Below are 18398 nucleotides of genomic sequence, written 5' to 3' on the forward strand. Positions count from 1 at the left end.
TCAGTTTTTGAAAAAATACTAAAGAGAGGTTTCCCGAAAGGAAACCTCTTTTCTTTTTAATATCCTGATCCACTTATCAATACATTTTATTGCTGTGCTAAGCATTGATGTTTTTTTAATAATAAAATAATTGCTGCAATATAATAATACAATTTAACGTTGATTATTCATATCTATACAACTATTTCTGTAAAATTTTATTAAAACAGGAAATTAAACATTAAAGTGATGGCAAAGATTATTGGTGTGGGAAACTATATTCCATCTGAAACGGTAACTAATTTATTTTTTGATAAACATGTTTTTCTAAATGAAGAAGGAATGTTATTAAAGGAGAATAATGCATGCATTACAGATAAATTGAAAAAAATTACCGGCATTGAAGAAAGAAGATATGCACATAGCACACAGGTTACTTCAGATTTGGGGTTTTTAGCAGCTCAGGCGGCAATAGAAAATTCAGGAATAGATCCTGAGACTTTGGATTATATCATATTTGCCCATAATTTTGGGGATGTCCGTTTTGGAACTATTCAGTCTGATATGGTACCTAGTCTTGCTGCGAGGGTTAAACATTTATTAAAAATAAGAAATAACTTTTGTGTTGCCTATGATGTATTATACGGGTGTCCGGGTTGGATTGAAGGAGTTATACAAGCCAATGCCTTTATTAAATCCGGAATTGCGAAACGTTGTCTGGTGATTGGTGCTGAAACACTTTCCCGTGTTGTGGATATTCATGACAGAGACAGTATGATTTATGCTGATGGAGCAGGGGCTGCTGTGTTGGAAGTTAGTAACGAAGGATTAGGAATTCAGTCTCATTTATCAGCTTCATATACATTGAATGAGAAAGACTATTTGTATTTTGGGAAGTCATATAATAATGAAAAATGCCCCGATACAAGGTATATTAAGATGGATGGGAGAAAAATATATGAATTTGCCCTCCTGAACGTTCCTGCAGCAATGAAAAAATGTTTGGATGATAGTGGCTATGGTATCGAGCAAATTAACAAAATTATTATCCACCAGGCTAATGAAAAGATGGATGAAGCGATTATCAACAGACTTTATCAATTATACGGTGCCCCGGTTCCGGAGAATATAATGCCTATGGTTATTCATAAATTAGGTAACAGTAGTGTGGCAACAATTCCATCGTTACTGGCTATGATTTTAAAAGGGGAGCTAGAAAATCATGAGATTAAAGAGGGAGATGTTGTCTTATTTGCTTCTGTAGGAGCCGGAATGAATATCAATGCGTTTGTTTATCAATTTTAAAACATTGTTTATACAATATAATTTTAAAAGAGGTTGTCTCCAAAAGTTTAATAATTGACTACGTCGAAATGCCCCATCGGCTGACGATTGATATTCAGGATAGGGGGGCTTACAAGCACTACCTATTTTTTCAATCGTTGCGCTGATTCTATGAATTCTGGAGTCTGTTCATAAGAAATATGGCCATCCGCCCACATGATAATTTCATCCCCATCTTGGAGGATTTTAGTTGAATTTGATGTTCCAACAATACAAGGAATACCATATTCTCTTGATAGTATACAAGCATGTGACAATATCCCTCCTTCATCTGTAATGATCCCTTTGCATTTTCTGAATAGGGCTACCATATTAGGTTGCGTCATTTCCGTGACAATTATTTTATCAATGTAATCATGAGGTTCCACTATTGATTTATAATCAATTACCTTCACAATTCCATGTACATTTCTGTTTAGAGATGGTATTCCAACAAGGATGCTGTTTGATAATGGTGTGGGTGAATAGTTATTCTCAAAGGATTTACCAAAGTAAATGTGCGGTGTCATTTGTTTATTCTTCTTTCTTTTCATTAACACACCGAGGCTCCTTTTATTTTTCTCTGTCTGTGATAGCTTAATATTGTTTTTGATTAGGGCCACGATGTCATCAGTAAGATAATACTGATATAAATCACTCTGAGATACATTGTAGTTTTCATAAATCCACTCCATTAGTTCCAACATGTAAAAATAAACCCCAGCCCAACCTTTCTTTACATTCATTCTTTCAATTGATAATTTTTTTAAAAAAATTAAATCACTATCCTGGGTCAATTGAAAATTATCCTCCTTGTCTTTATCCTTATCTTTTATTTTATACTGTCCTCTCACTCCTTCTATCATTTCTTTTTTAGTTTTGTAGTTAATAGCAAGGTAAGGGTATTTATTGATGTGGTTAAGTATACTGCAATCGCTACTGTCATTTAAAGATGAAAAGTCTTCTTGTTCACGAAACATTAAGTCATCGTTACCAGCTGATAACAGCCCTGCAATTTCATTATGAGACCTCCTTAATAATAACTTTCTTTCAATGATGTCGGTTACAATAGGTTCTGAACGCATATAATATCGGATATATTTGCAGTAATGTGATGATAGCATTCTGAAGTAATCAACAGCAGTATCTTTTGAAAATGATTTTGGACGTTCAATACATTCAATGGGATCAATGTAATCATATTGTTTAGAAAGTACTTTCATTGAATATTTTAGTGCTGAAATGTGGTCATTCAACCCAATGTAGCAATCAAACACTCCATTTAAACCTCTGCTATAAATAATTTCCCTATGAAGATAAAGTTCACTACTCTCATTTTCCTCATCTTCACATCTTGTTTTAAAAGCCTGCTCCATTGCCCAAAGTGGTTCGTGTGTTGACCATGCATATCGAAAAGAATCAGATGGGATCACAGTTATAGCTCTACACTGTAATATCCATACTTTTTCGTCATGGTCTATACACCATTCAATATCTACTGCCTCTTTAAAAATCATCTCAAGACGAATTATGTATTCATATAATGTTAATGGGATGTCTCCATTATCTTCATAAGATTTCTTTTTTAAGGAAACCGTTTTGGGGATGATGCTTCCAGACACTATATTCTCGCATCGTCCTTTGTTGTATTCAATGTAAATATCATTGTCTCCATTAACTGGATTTATTGAAAAAGCCACTCCAGACATCTTTGAATCAATCTGCTTTTGTACAATCACGGGAATATTTTTACTTTTTTTAGAATATTCTCTTACTGCTTGAAGCGATATCCCTATTTCATCAGAAGAAACATCTAGTAATGTTTTATAAATACCTGCTGCTGATTTCTTTTCTCCATCTTCTTTATCGGAGCTTGACCTAACTGAAACTTTTCCATGAGATATAAATTTATCATACAATTTTATAAGTTCTTTATCTGAAAGATTTTCAGCACTATTAACGACAAATCCTGGTGGAACAGCGATTCCCGCCTTAGCGACTCTCATTAAATTAAATGCTTTATTTCCTACTAAAGATTTTGTTGCTGCCTTATATAAATCAATTGCCATATTTGTTGTGGATAATTATTTTAATAATTCTAAATCAAATATAGAAAATTAATCACCAATAAGAGAATTTTTGTATTAAATCAAAAGATAGTATAATTTATACTTATGGAGTAGGGGTGTCAGCATAAATTAACATTCAATCTTTTGAAAATAAAAAAAGCAGACTGTCTAAAAAGTCAAATAATTTTGGACATTGTCATTGACTACGTCGAATCTTCGATTTCTGACACAGACTGAAGGTCTGCAAACGCAGTTCAAAAGAATCTCATTGATGATCAGTTATTTGATATTCTTCACTCCATTTCTGAACTACGTTCGTAAACTTTCAGTTTATGTTCAGAATGACACTTTTTAGACAGCCTCTTTCTGCTTTAGTTTATATTATTTACAATTTTCATTGTAATCATAAATAACCTCGTTGATCAATGAAAGTTTATCGGTCATTGAATTGCTGATTTCATCCCTGATGAATTTTCCAAGTCCTGTTCTTTTTTTCTCTTCATTCTTTAAAGAACCATATTCTCCTTTTGTTATTTTGGCTTTGGTATAAGGACAGTCGGCAATAATAATCTTGGCTTTGGCAGGTGTGAGTTCTTCTATTTTCCCACCTTTTTTCGAGTAAATATAATTAGGATTTTCACTTAATCTCCTTGATTCCGATTGAGAGATACCATTGGCGGTATTGGCTGTAACGGATGTTGGATAGCCATAAATTTTATAAACCGTAATTTTGCCTTCTGTTACCAGTTCTGCAAATTGCGAGGTTCTCGACAGGTTATTTAGAGCTTTGAATCCTGCGCCTAATCCTGTTGAACTTTCGGAGCTGTTTAAAGCTTCTCTCATATTTGAATATTTTACAGACTGAAATACTCTAGGAGTATCACCTTCATACAACATATATTCTTTGATATCGTCCGGATCGTAAGTTTTAAATTTAATTTTATTTTTTGCCTTATCAATATCAGCGATAGCAGCAAATTGTACTTTGAGCTGGTTTTGCCAAGGACTTAAATAACTTCCGTGTAGAGATACAACACCTTCGATCTTCTTTCCGGCTTTATCAATAATGTATCCGTATTTTTGGCCGTTATAAGTTTCTGTTTGCTCCTGAGCATGCATATTCATGGAAACAAGTCCGAACAGGCCAATAAGTAATAATTTCTTCATGGTTATCGTTTAAATGTTCGCAAATATAATTTTTTTATTTAAATAATATTCGATGGAAATTTGAATATGAATTAATAAAAAAAAGATTCAGAGAGTTCTGAATCTTTAATTTAAATGAATATTATTTTGAAAATCAATATTATTGATATCTCTTATGTTCCTTGCTCTTAACAAATAATTTTGTAATAGGTTTAAATAAAGCTTTGTATTTCTCTGCGTCAAATAATTGTGAATCCGTAAGGGCTTTAAAGGTCATCCATACTCCAAAAGGAAAAAGAATAAAATTAGGTAGCCACGCAGCTAAATAAGGATTCATTTTTCCGCTCCATGACATATTTTCCACACCTACGTTCATCACATAGAAAATAATGAAAATAATGATGGCTATGATCACAGGAAGTCCCATTCCTCCTTTTCTGATGATAGAACCTAAACTGGCACCAATCAGAAAGAAGATAATACAGGTTACCGAATAAGAAACAATTCTTTGTTGATAAATAACTACTTTACTGAAGTATTTAACATTGGTACTGAATTCATTCTTTTTTGTCTCTATTGACGTTTTCAGGTTTTCTAATCTATTATAAGAACTGTAAATAATTTCCAGTTTTTTATCTCCTTTTATGGTATCCAGTTTTATTTGAGATTTGGGAGTAGCTTTGTGCTTATTCCCTTTATCCATATATTCAACAACGGAATTAGTCTGGCTCAGAATATCTGTTCCTACATTATTGAAGAACTGCAGGTTTTCTTTTTTGCTTTTGGCAATTGTTTGATTAAGTTGGTTATAGGTCTGAAAACGGTAATCGTCAGTGATTTTTTCTTCTTCAATGGCTTTATCAATGATTTCACTGACATCAAAGTGAGAAACCAATGTATCAAATTTAATGGCCTGATCAGGTTGTTTTAATCTTACATTTTCTCCTTTTCCTGCGAAATTGTCTTCAAAGATGTAGCCATTATATAATTCAAGCTTTAAGAAATGACTATTGGCTGCAGGAACAAATTTTCCTTTCTCTGCAACAATCGACTGCTGGTTTTCATAGGTGCTTGCTTTTTTATGAACAAAAACTCCTTCAAGGTTTTCTGCATTCTCTCCATAGATTTTATCAAACTTTACCAGATAACTAGGAATCTGATCAATAAATTGTCCAGCCGTAAAGTTCAGGGCAGGCTTTGTCTGCGCAATATTGAAAAGCATATTTTTCGCCTTCTTCTGAAAATCAGGAATGATATTGTTGGAAAAGAAAAAGAGTAGGATTGCCAGTATTGTTGCAACTCCCAGTAAAGGTGTCATTACCCTCGTTAAAGAAATTCCTGCCGCTTTCATGGCAGCAAGTTCATATCGCTCTCCAAATTCTCCAAAAGACATAATACTTGCCAAAAGAATGGTGAGTGGTAATACCATACTGATTACGCTTATCCCAAGATAGAAAAGAAGTTTAATGATCTGCCAGTAGCTTAATCCCTTTCCCATAAACTGCCCCAATTGAACCCAGATAATGTTTACAATAAAAATGAAAAACAATACGCTGAATATAAAGAAAAACGGTCCAAAGAAGGTTTTTATGATATATCGGTCTAGTATTTTTAACATGCGCCAAAATTAATCAAAAAGCCACAAAGTTTTACTTGCGGCTTTTATATTTTGTTATTTTTTTAACTTTAAAATGCAAATTTTCTGATTTGCAAATTACTTTCACGTCCTAAAGTTCTGTAATCACGTAGTTTTTAAACTTATTTTTGTCGAAAACAAACATATTAGGATCTAAATCCTGGTTCTCTTTATATTCTTTAATAGCGATTACTGCAACATCTTTGTTGTTTCCGTGTTGTTCCAGTTTTACCATTTGTTTTTTTGCAGAGTCTACAAACAGATAAACAAATTTTATCCCGTTGGCTTTTACAGGAGTAAGTTTAATAAAGTCTGCATTAACGCCATTCACCATTTTTTTACCATTATAAGTTACATTATAATCATTTCTATAAGAGGTAAGATAATTGATAGGGGAGAACATAGCACTGTTTCCGTTAGGTTTTGCAACGGTTACTTCCATATCATCAGCATTGATGTTATAGATTTTATTTCCATCGAAGATCTGTTCAGTATCCATGATCTTCAGTTTATATTTGTCTCCGGCTACGTAATAAATTCCCGGTTCGGTCTTGGTAACCTGGTCATTAAGGCCACTTCCAAAAGAAAATTTGAAGTAAGAATTCTTTTTAGAATTGTAGTTGGTTGTAATATCATCCAATATCTTTTTAGCTTTTGCGTCAATTTTTTGGGCATTCGCCATACCTACTGCACCTACAACAAAACTTCCTAATATAACTTTTGAAATAATATTTTTCATTTTTTTTATTTAATAATCTTTAGACATTTTCAAACTGTAAAGGTTAAAAACCTCGAGTTTTCCTTTTAACTACGCAAATCTTCCAAAAACTGTTCCAAAGAATGAAGATCACTGATGAGCACTTCTCTGGCTTTTGCTCCATTGAATCCTCCTACAATACCACTTGCTTCCAGTTGGTCCATAATTCTTCCGGCTCTGTTGTATCCTAGTTTCAATTGTCTTTGAAGCATTGACGTGGAGCCTTGTTGAGTAGAGACAATAATTCTTGCTGCTTCTTCAAATAATGCATCTTTTTCATTAGGATCAAAAGTTCCTACTGAACTTGTAGAGTCTTCAGAAACATATTCCGGAAGTAAGAATGCTGATGCATATCCTTTTTGTTCACCGATATATTCTGCAATTCTTTCTACCTCAGGAGTGTCTACGAAAGCACATTGAAGTCTTAAAATTTCATTACCGTTAAAGTAAAGCATATCCCCTTTACCGATCAACTGATCTGCTCCCGGAGAATCAAGGATTGTTCTTGAATCTACACTTGAAATTACTCTGAAAGCAGCTCTTGCAGGGAAGTTGGCTTTAATCATACCTGTAATTACATTTACGGATGGTCTTTGCGTTGCAACGATAAGGTGAATTCCTACGGCTCTTGCAAGCTGAGCTAATCTGGCAATTGGAAGTTCGACTTCTTTACCGGCAGTCATGATCAGGTCGGCAAATTCGTCTACTACCAAAACGATATAAGGTAGGAAACGGTGTCCGTTCTCAGGATTTAATTTTCTTTCAGCAAATTTTTTATTATACTCTTTTAAGTTTTTACAGAAAGCATTTTTAAGAAGATCATATCGGGTATCCATCTCAATACACAATGAATTCAGGGTATTGATTACTTTGTTAGTATCTGTAATGATCGCTTCATCCGCATCCGGTAGTTTGGCCAAATAGTGTCTTTCGATTTTAGAATATAAAGAAAGTTCTACTTTTTTAGGATCTACCATAACGAATTTCAATTCACTTGGATGCTTTTTATAAAGAAGGGAAGTAAGGATTGCATTGATCCCTACGGATTTACCTTGTCCTGTTGCTCCTGCCATCAATAAGTGAGGCATTTTTGCAAGATCGGCCATGAATATTTCGTTGGAAATCGTTTTTCCGAAAACTACCGGCAGATCCATATCCGTATTTTGAAATTTATGAGAAGCAATTACAGAACGCATAGAAACCATGGTTGGATTTTTTCTTGGAACCTCAATACCGATTGTTCCTTTTCCGGGCATTGGTGCAATGATTCTAATTCCTAGTGCGGAAAGATTCAGCGCAATGTCATCTTGTAATTTTTTAATGGCTGCAACTCTGATTCCCGCTTCCGGAACAATTTCATATAATGTAACAGTAGGTCCTATCGTTGCCTTGATTTCTGCAATTCCTACATTGAAGTTCTTTAAAAGTCCAACAATCTTATTTTTATTTTCCTCCAATTCTTCTTTATTGATGGAGATTTCTTCGCTACCATAATCTTTTAATAAGTCAACGGTTGGCATTTGGAAATTGGCAAGGTCTAATTTGTGATCATATAAACCATGTTTTTCTATCAATTCCTGTGATTTTCTGTCAGAATCATCTAAAACATCTATTACAGGTGCTACTTCTACGTTGAATTTAATGTTTTCCTGTGCAGGAGATGGAGCAGGAACGGAAGAAGGAGGAGTTGAAGGTCTGATGTCAAAAGCTTCTTCCGGAGTAGAAACAGGGATACCAGGCTTAGTGTTAAGATGTAAACTAACCGGTTGAGCAACCTCTTTGGGCTCTCCTTCAAAAGAAGTATGATTAGGAGTTGTAATGGTTTCGATATTGGTAACAGGCTGAACTTCAGGAAAACCTTTCGGAATATTTACAGATTCAGGTGTTTTTACTTTTTGATTAGAACGATTATCAGTATCATCAGTTACTGTAACATTAGGAGCTGTTTTTTCAACTTCTTCTTCCAATTCTTCATCGGCCTCAAATTCCTGATCAGAATCCGGCATCATAGATTTTACTTTTCCAATGGTATTTTCATTAATCTTATTAAGTTTTGCTTTGATAGAGCTTGGACGAAGATTGAATTCTAAAACGAAATATAGAATAATACTAGCTGCAAGAACAGTCCATAGACCCACACTTCCGATAATAGCATTAAGATAATCCATGATTTGATATCCATACACCCCTCCTAAAACACCTTGTCCTTTTGTAAGGGCACCCATGAAAATAGGAAGCCAGCAAATAAAAAACAAAGAATGACCAATTGTTTTCCAAGGTTTGAATATTTTCTTTTTAAGAATCAGGGTTCCTACGACAAGGAATAAAAAAGCAATGATGAAAGAGGCGATACCAATACTTTCAAATATAAAAATATTCCCCAGCCAGTCACCGGCTTTTCCAAAAATATTAGAAGATTTTATACTTTTATCAAGCATTGTTCCTGCCTGGCTTTGATCTGCTTTCCAATTCATTAAGTATGAAATGAATGAGAAGGTAAGAACAGCAGAAAAAAGTATAAAGGTAAGCCCGAAAAAGATACGTGGCTTTGATAAAATTCTGCCTTTTTCAGGCGATTCAGTCTGTTTTTTTTGTGTCTTTTTATCCATAATATCAATGTGGCAAATTTAATGTTTTTTCAATACTAAAAGAATCTTTTTTCTTCAAAAAACATTTTGTAATTCCCGCTTTTTACTACGATTATTTAAAATTGATTAAAAAATATTTTTCGTTATCCTATTGGTTGAAATAAAGTAAGGTTATTTTTTTTGTTTAACCAAATTCAGACCTGTTAAATTATATTAATTGATTTTTATTTTTTCACAAAGCAGGTTTTAATAGAAGAGAAAATTCTTATTAAAATATTTTATAAAGAAAATAATTAATAACAAAAATTACAATAATTAAATTTATAAATGATAATTTATATTTTGTTGTCAAATTGTGGCTATTTTTAATTAAATCATGGATTTTATCAATTGTTTTAAGATGGTATTTCATCTTTTGTTGAAAAAATATAACATATATTTGTCTACATTAAGAGATAAATAGTTTCCATATTCCACCACATTATTCTTTGCAACCGGTTCATCCTTAATAATAGGATATACTGATTTGAAACAGACACGAACTTAATAAAATACATCAATGAAAAAGCAGTTATTTTTTGTATTTCTGTTGAGCAATTATGCACTATGGGCGCAATCTCCCGGTGGGGTTTCCGGTAATTTACAAATATGGGTAAAGGCGGATGCAGGTACAGGTACGACAACAGACAATACACAGGTTTCTATTTGGGAGAACCAAAAAACGGGAGGAGTAAATGGAATTGCCAATCAAGGGATGCCAGGCTATTATGCCGATCCGGGCGTTGGGGCAAGACCAGTTTACAGGGCAGCAATGGCTATTCCAAGCTTTAACTTTAATCCGGCTATTCAAATTGTAAGTACGAATGGGTATAGATCAGGATATAAGTTCCCTTCGGGTTTTCCCGACAATACAACCAACGCACTTACTTCGTATACCCACCTTTCAAGGAATGTTTCTTCTGTCTACAGAACTGTATTTGTGATGAATGGGACAACAAGAAATTCTAATACAGGGGCAATAGCGGGCATATGGCAATCCCCATTTTTTGGAACACAAAACAACCGTCCCGAGTTTTATAATGAAAAAGAATCCGGGGATGTGTTTTTTGGTACAAATACCATCAATACTGTTGGAAGTAATATTCCGAGTATTCAGTCTTATTACAATAATATTTCAGGAGGCAATACCCATTATTTTTTTGATAATAATGGGTTGGCATTTGGACAACCATCGAATAATGTTTCTTCTACAAGCAATTATCCGGGAATGGTTCTTTTAATGGATAATGACGGTGGTAATGGAAGTACATCATTAGCAGGAGACAAGATTGGAGAATTTATTTTATATTCGGGAACGCAAACTCCCGAAGAGAGACAGAGGGTCAATTCCTATCTTGCTATTAAGTATGGAGTTACTTTACAACAGCCCCAGAATTATATTTCTTCTAACCTGACTACGACATGGGATTCTACACTCAATACCAATTTCAATAATAATATTTTTGGTTTAGCAAAAGATGATAGCTCAGTTTTAAATCAAGTCGTATCTAATAGTATTAATGCTGAAAACAATATCATTCTTACGGTATCTACTACAAATAATTTTGTTTTACCTAATGCTGATCCAAGCAGACTTGGTTTTCCTCAGAATAATACTTTCCTGACGATAGGTGATAATAACAATCAGTCATCAACCCTTACTAATTTTTCTGTGGCGGGAAAAACGATTCAAAGAGCATGGTTAGCCCAAAGAATAAATAATACTGCTTCTACGTGGCTTCAGATTGATCTTTCAGGTTATAGTGGTATTGTTGCTACAGATAAAGTATATATGATAGTTTCTGATGATAGTGGATTTTCACAAAATGTACAAATGATTCCTGCCACCAGTGTTACAGGAGGAAAAGCAGTATTTAACTATGCGTTTCCCGGTAATAAATATTTCACAGTTGGTATTAACCTTCAAACTTACTGTACCCAAAATCCTGCAACAGGGACTCCGGACGGTTATACAAAATTAGGGATCACTGGCTACACCAATGTGCAAAATGGCTGGCCCGGAAATATTCCTAATGGGTTTATGGCGCTTGAGTCAAAGAATAAAGGAATGGTTATTACCAGAACAACTTCAAATAACATTGCATTACCGGTTGAAGGAATGTTAATTTATGACACAGCAGATAAATGTTTTAAGCTTTACAATGGCACAAGTTGGAATTGCATCGTAAGGTCTTGTAATAATTAAAAAATGAAAAAATGAAAAAAATAATTGCCACCCTAACATTGTTTTCTGCAGGAATAATCTATGCACAAATTGGTGTTGAAAAGACACAGGTTGAAGGGGATGGTCTTTTAGACTTTCCTTCCAATACAACCAAAGGTATATTGTTACCTATTGTGGAAACTCTTCCCACCAATGCTGCCAGTGGGACGCTTTTAATGGATAAGAATGATCAAATTTTGAAAATGAACGTAGAATCGGCTTGGATTCCGTTAAGTGATCCAGGATCTGTTTCTGCTGTTACTTTTAATACAAATGGAGAAATTCCGGGACAAAACAGAATCATTATGGGAGCTACTGCTTCAAATGCTCCGGGAGTTTTGGTATTGGAGTCTTCCAATAAAGCACTTATACTTCCTAAAATAACCTCTCCTCATCTTAATGTTAAAAATCCATACCCTGGAATGATATGTTATGATACTGCAAGTAAAACTATGGCAGTATTTGATGGATTGAAGTGGAGCTATTGGAAATAAAAATAATATTTAAATAAACAAAAAATGCCGGGAAAAATATTTTTCGGCATTTTTTAATGAGAAGAAAATGCTTTCTTATTGTGATTAATACCAACCTGTGCGATTTTATCAATTGTTATTCAAATTTTTTGGGTGAAAAAAAATAACATTTAAGTCTAATTAAATTTAAATTAAATGTTTTTGAATTTAAAAAAATGGAGAATAAATAAAATAAGATTAATTTATGTTAAAATTGTTTTTTATTTTGTTTGATGAATTTATAATTGTTTTGGTTATAAAATGATTATTATTTATGTTTTTTAATAAATTACTATTGTTTTATCAAAATACAAGACTTATATTTGCAGAATATATTAATGTTTATTGTATTGCTTTATTGCGTTTTAAATTCAATTGAGGATTAGTAAAATAAAGTAATAATTAACACAAACACAACAAATGAGAAAAAACACAAGGATTCTTCGCACTTCTGTGCCAATATGCCAGTATGGTTTTTACCATCATATGAGGTATGCCTATATTATAGTTGAAAATTGAGAATGAGTACGGATAATCAGTAAGCTGTGGCTATTGATCGATTTGAAATGACTTTTATTTCATCATGAATAATAAAATTCATGATGTCTGAATACCTATCTATACATATCATGTAAAAACCATTAAAGAGCTATCTAAAAACAACATATGAAAAAGCTATTATTTTCGATTCCATTCATGCTGAGCTGTATACTCTGGGGTCAGTCACCTGGTGGTGTAAACTCAGAATTGAGGATCTGGCTCAAAGCCAATGATGGATTTTCCCCAAGCTCGTGGACAGACCGATCAGGATCAGGGAATACTTTTACACAATTGAATGCGACAAGGATGCCTTCCTTAATTGCTGCATCTCCCAAAAATAATTTTAATCCAAGCGTTGATTTTGGCCCTGTAAATATGCCGGCACAGGCAAAATTTATGGTGGTTCCGACCAATGGACCATACATAGCTAATAATATAGGAAATACAATGTTCCTGATGATAAGTGCTAAGGATCTTTCAGGATATCAGGATTACCTGGGATTTGGAGGAACTACAACAGGAGCAGCATTAGTTAATGCTAACATCCCTGTAGCAACCAATAATACCAATAGTAATACGGCTGTGCAACTCTATCCGGTAGCCGGAGGAAATTTTACTCTGGCCAGAACATTGAATAAACTGCATATGGTAGATTTTTCTTACCCTTTTGCAGGAACTACAACTTCCATTTCTGCCGGATTGGATGGAAGAACACAAATGGCTAGTGCGAGTTTTACGAGTAATACTGCCAGAGGAGCGATATTAGGCTCGCAACCGGAAATTGCAGCTGCTGATATGGGTGAAATTGTTGCTTATCAGAGAGAACTCACTGCAGCAGAAAAAGTTAGAGTTCGTTCTTATTTAGCTATTAAATATGGAATTACATTATCCCAGCCTCAAAACTATATAGCTTCTGATGGTACTACTGTAGCATGGAATTCTGCAAGAAATAGTAGTTTTAATAATAATATTTTTGGTTTAGCAAACGATGACGGTTCAGCGTTGGATCAGAGGGTATCCAATAGTATTAACAGCGGAACCATACTTACTGTTGCTAACAATAATGATTTCACTTCTGCCAATGCGAATGGAAGCAGAACATCTTTTGTACAAAATAGAACTTTCCTTTTATTTGGAGATAATGATAATACCTCTACAAGTTTGTTAGATGTTCCTTCTGCATTAAACCCCAAGGGTGATAAAAAAAGGATCCAAAGGGTATGGCAGGTTGAAAAAGTAAATGATACCGGTACTACATGGCTTCAGGCCGATCTTTCATCATATGCAATCAATAGTAATATATTTATGATGGTGGCGGATGATCCTAATTTTACCACCAATCTGGTAAAAGTTCCCGGAGTTATTGTTAATGGTAAAGTTACTTTTAATTATAATTTTCCTGCTAATAAGTACATTACATTTGCCGGAGAGATTGCACAAGGTACCTGCCAACAATGTACAGGAGGAAAGGTATTTCAGTTTGATACAGGAAGAGCCTGGGCCAATGGAGGACAGGTTGCTCGTGATAATAACGAGATTTCCAACATTCTACTGGGAACAACGTCGCAAGGTGAACTTAGAATCGTTAAAATGAAATCAGACTATTCCGCAGATCCTAGTGTAGAATATGCTCCCAGAGCCTATCCAAGTTGGATTGGAGGAACATGGATGCTTACCCGTAGATATGATAATACCAATGTCGTTGTGAAGCACTCTGTAGAATTGAATCAAGCGGTTAAAGCAAGATTCCAGATTTCTAATATTAATAAATATCTGAATAATGCCAACTTTTTTACCGTTAAAGGATATTGTGACGGAGTAGTGGTACAGCCAAAAGTAACTTATGGCTATCCTGTTAATAATAACACGACCTTCAGGATAGATCCGGACAATACCTTACACGGAACAAGACCTTTCAGAGGATTTACCTATTTATATTCTACTGCTAATATTGTCTTTGATCGTCCGGTGCAGAGAATAGAAATAGAATGTAGGGTGGAAAGAGTCAACACATTGAAAACTCTTCGTTCTCTAGCTTGGGGACAGATGACTTTTGAATGTGCAGCCAACCCAGACCCGAATCCGGATAATATGTATATGTATCAGTCATTTACAACTAATCCTATTTTTGCGTGTAACGAAACTACTATGATGATGAGAATTATTAATAACAATGCAGTTTCCAAAACAATTAATATTAATAATACACTCCCTGCAGGACTAGCTTATGTTCCCAATTCATATAATGATGTAGAATTGCCTGCCAATTCTCCTCAGCCGACTTATGGAGGAACTTTATTCTCATTGAATAATCTTGTTATTCCTCCGGGAGATCATACAATTTATATCAACGTAAAACCCACAGCTAACGTAAGCACAACGTATCAGACTCAAGGGTCTTTTACGGTGAACGGAAATACTTATAATAGCGATGGTGATCCTGCAACTCCCGGCTTCCAGACATCACCGCTTCAGGTATTGGAGGGAGCAAATGTAGATACATCAAAATTTAAATTAACCAAAACAACAAGCACTGCATGTAGTAAGAATGGCCAGCAGATTACTTATAAACTGATGATTGAAAATAATTCCGGCGCAGATGTAAATGGAGCTGTTCTGGAAGAAGACTTACAATATGGGCAAAGTGTGCAGAGCTATACTCTTAATGGTGGGCTAACGGGAACTCCGGTAGTAGATCCTATAGGAGGAACGATTTTACATTTAAAAGACTTGAAAATTCCGACAGGAACCAGCTATGTGGAAATGGTAGTGAATATTAATGATTCTTACACCAATAGTAATAATACAAGCTTATTTAACTTCTTCAAAGTGGAATTGGCTCCTAATAGTCCTTGTGGTAACGGAGGTGCAATTACGTCAAATATTATTGATATTGCTCTGTGTGAGTATTGTACTAAAGACCCTTTAACCGGAACTCCTGATGGATTTACAAAAGTAGGTATTACAGGATATTCCGGTATCCAAAATGGTTGGCCGGGAAATATTCCTAACGGTTTTATTGCTATTGAGTCAAAAAACAAAGGGATGGTGATTACAAGAACAACTTCAGGAAGTATTGCTAAACCAATTGAAGGAATGCTGATCTACGATACTACAGACAAGTGCTTTAAACTGTACAACGGGACAGTATGGAAATGTATTACGAGATCTTGTAATGATTAGGATTTTCGATAATGATTTTAAAAAAACGAAATGAAAAAAATTATTGTAATAATAACATTGTTTTATACGGGAGTAGTATCGGCACAGATTGCTGTTGAAAAAGCTCAGGTAGATGGAGATGGTCTTTTGGACTTTCCTGCCAATACAACAAAAGGTATTCTGTTGCCTATTGTGGAAACACTTCCTACAGATGCCGTTGGAGGAACTCTTTTAATGGATAAAAATGATAAAACTTTAAAAATGAATGTTGAGTCTTCATGGGTTTTGTTGAGTGACCAAGGGTCAATTACAAATGCCGTGTTCAATACCGGGGAAGAAATTCCGGGACAAAACAGGATCATTATGGGAGCAAATACAACAACTGCTCCGGGAGTTTTGGTATTAGAATCGTCAAATAAAGCGCTTATTCTTCCTAAGATAGCCGCGCCTCATACTAATGTAAAGAGTCCATATCCCGGGATGATATGCTATGATACGGTCAGTAAAAGTATGGCGGTTTTTGATGGATTGAAATGGAGCTATTGGAAATAGTTTATTAATAGTTTAATTATTGGTTTGATTGACTATTCGAGCCGGGAGAATGTTCTTCCGGCTTTTTTTATTGATGTTGTTTTTTGAACTAGTTCAAAGGTCAGAAAGTAGGAGTTCTGCAATTTTAGCCTAAACAATTTTATCAATGGAAAATACATTCAGAAATATGTTGATTTTATGTCTCAGCTTGATTTCGCTAGTATCTATTAACGCACAACAAAAAAGAAAAATGGAAAAGACTCCAGTATTAAGTAAAATCAGGAAAAAGATTTCTTTAGAAAAATAATTTCTATCAATTGCTTTGTAATATTTATAGAATTTTTTATTTATGAATTGATGAAATGATTAAATTGTGCATGGAAATAATTTAATTAATTTATTGATAATGAAAGTTCTACAAATTGTTTCAACATTCTGCTTTATCGCCTTTTTTGGTTTGTTGTCTGCTCAGGAACTGAGTGATGAGGTTAAACATAAAATTGGAAAAGTAGAAAATTCATTAAGCCCATCAGTGATTTCGGGAAGTAAAGAAGTACCGGCTTTTAATATTCTTGAAAGAATGAAAGAGCTTCATGTAAAAGGGGTAAGTATCGCAGTCATCAATAACTATGCAATAGAATGGACAAAAGCATATGGATACGCCGATGAAGAAGAAAATAGAAAGGCGGATATTAATACATTGTTTCAGGCGGCTTCCATAAGTAAAACGATCAATAGTTTAGGATTTATGAAACTGGTACAGCAAGGAAAAATAGATCTGGATCAAAATATTAATAATTATCTTAAAAGCTGGAAGTTTCCTTACGACAGTATTTCTAAAAATAAAATCATTACTTCAAGAAACCTCTTGAGTCATTCTGCAGGATTGGGTGTTTCCGGTTTTGGTGGCTATGAAAGGACGGTTGTAATACCCGATATTGTTCAGGTATTAAACGGAGCTTTTCCCGCAAATTCTAAAGCTGTTCGCTCTATAAAAGAGCCGGGAATTGCTTTTGATTATTCAGGGGGTGGGACTGTTATTTCTCAGCTTATCCTTACGGATACCAGTGGACAAGAATATGAGGAATTTATGAAAAAAGAAGTTTTCAACCCTCTGCAAATGAGCCATAGCACATATTCTGTAAGAAATGATACTTTGAATATTGCCTCAGGGTATTATAGTGACGGAAAGAAAGTGAAAGGTAAGTATCATCTGTATCCGGAATTTTCAGCAGCCGGACTTTGGACAACTCCTGAAGATCTGGCTAAATATATGATTGAGTGTCAACTGACACTGCAAGGTAAATCTGAAAAAGTCTTATCTCGGAAGTATATGAAAGAAAGATTTACTCCTGTGGTCAATTATAACGAAAGTAAGGTGGCGTTAGGCGTATTTCATCGGTATAAAAACGGTGCTTACTATTTTAATCATAATGGTGGTAATGAGGGTTTTACTTGTGCTTCATATGGAAGTTTGGATAAAGGATATGGAGTAGTAGTTATGACCAATAGCAATAACCCGGAATTAATGCTTGAAATTTGTAATAGTGTTGCCCGGGTGTATGAATGGGATCGGTTTTTTGTTCCTCAATTTACAAAGTAAGAGAAAACAGATGTGTATATATTTAACCAACCAAAAAGTAGGTTTTTCAAAGGGTTAAAAATTCAAGCCGTTATTTATTTTAAAATTATAAATTAAACAGATGTTTTTAACTTGTTGTTTTTGACTGTTTTATGTGTTAAATGAATATTGCGAAATAGAGTGCTTCAATTACGGAGATAGGTATAATGAATCTGAATCTCTTTTGTTTTAAAAATTGATTTTTTTCTATTGTTTATTATTTTATTAAGAACGATTCAAAATAAGTAAAACAGGGACCAAAATGACAAAT

The 18398-nt window shown here is 34.2% G+C and carries 11 protein-coding genes; 6 read left to right on the top strand and 5 right to left on the bottom strand.

What is annotated here, in order from left to right; genetic code table 11:
- Positions 1–225: 225 nt before the first annotated feature.
- The gene (locus CW752_RS01205) at positions 226–1284 is read left to right on the top strand and encodes a 3-oxoacyl-ACP synthase III family protein (protein WP_101237980.1); all 1059 of its coding nucleotides are present in this window, start codon (positions 226–228) and stop codon (positions 1282–1284) included.
- Positions 1285–1406: 122 nt separating this feature from the next.
- Here CW752_RS01205 and CW752_RS01210 read toward each other — a convergent pair whose 3' ends face one another.
- The 5 genes from CW752_RS01210 to CW752_RS01230 form a co-directional block, all read right to left on the bottom strand.
- Entirely contained in the window at positions 1407–3371 is a 1965-nt protein-coding gene (locus CW752_RS01210; RefSeq protein WP_101237981.1) for a PEP/pyruvate-binding domain-containing protein, read from the bottom strand.
- A 381-nt stretch (positions 3372–3752) separates the two neighbouring features.
- Positions 3753–4538 (bottom strand): hypothetical protein, encoded by a 786-nt coding sequence (locus CW752_RS01215; RefSeq protein WP_101237982.1) that lies wholly within the window; start codon positions 4536–4538, stop codon positions 3753–3755.
- A 139-nt stretch (positions 4539–4677) separates the two neighbouring features.
- The gene (locus tag CW752_RS01220; protein ID WP_101237983.1) at positions 4678–6135 is read right to left on the bottom strand and encodes an LptF/LptG family permease; all 1458 of its coding nucleotides are present in this window, start codon (positions 6133–6135) and stop codon (positions 4678–4680) included.
- 109 nt (positions 6136–6244) lie between these two features.
- Entirely contained in the window at positions 6245–6892 is a 648-nt protein-coding gene (locus CW752_RS01225; RefSeq protein WP_101237984.1) for a LolA family protein, read from the bottom strand.
- Between the two features lie 65 nt (positions 6893–6957).
- On the bottom strand, positions 6958–9519 hold the full coding sequence (locus tag CW752_RS01230; RefSeq protein WP_101237985.1) for an FtsK/SpoIIIE family DNA translocase: 2562 nt from the start codon (positions 9517–9519) through the stop codon (positions 6958–6960).
- 538 nt (positions 9520–10057) lie between these two features.
- Here CW752_RS01230 and CW752_RS01235 point away from each other — a divergent pair.
- The 5 genes from CW752_RS01235 to CW752_RS01255 all read left to right on the top strand — a co-directional run bounded on the left by CW752_RS01235 (position 10058) and on the right by CW752_RS01255 (position 18109).
- Positions 10058–11743 carry a hypothetical protein gene (locus CW752_RS01235; protein ID WP_101237986.1) on the top strand — a complete coding sequence of 562 codons (1686 nt, stop codon included), beginning with the start codon at positions 10058–10060 and terminating at the stop codon, positions 11741–11743.
- 11 nt (positions 11744–11754) lie between these two features.
- Positions 11755–12255, top strand: coding sequence for a hypothetical protein (locus CW752_RS01240; RefSeq protein WP_101237987.1), 501 nt, complete (start codon positions 11755–11757; stop codon positions 12253–12255).
- Between the two features lie 684 nt (positions 12256–12939).
- Entirely contained in the window at positions 12940–15996 is a 3057-nt protein-coding gene (locus CW752_RS01245; protein WP_117614357.1) for a hypothetical protein, read from the top strand.
- A 30-nt stretch (positions 15997–16026) separates the two neighbouring features.
- Entirely contained in the window at positions 16027–16527 is a 501-nt protein-coding gene (locus CW752_RS01250; RefSeq protein ID WP_101237989.1) for a hypothetical protein, read from the top strand.
- A gap of 385 nt (positions 16528–16912) precedes the next feature.
- A complete protein-coding gene (locus CW752_RS01255) occupies positions 16913–18109 on the top strand; it encodes a serine hydrolase domain-containing protein (RefSeq protein ID WP_101237990.1) in 1197 nt (398 codons plus the stop codon).
- The last annotated feature ends 289 nt before the right edge of the window (positions 18110–18398 follow it).

This window comes from Chryseobacterium sp. PMSZPI, assembly GCF_002835665.1.
GTDB lineage: Bacteria > Bacteroidota > Bacteroidia > Flavobacteriales > Weeksellaceae > Chryseobacterium.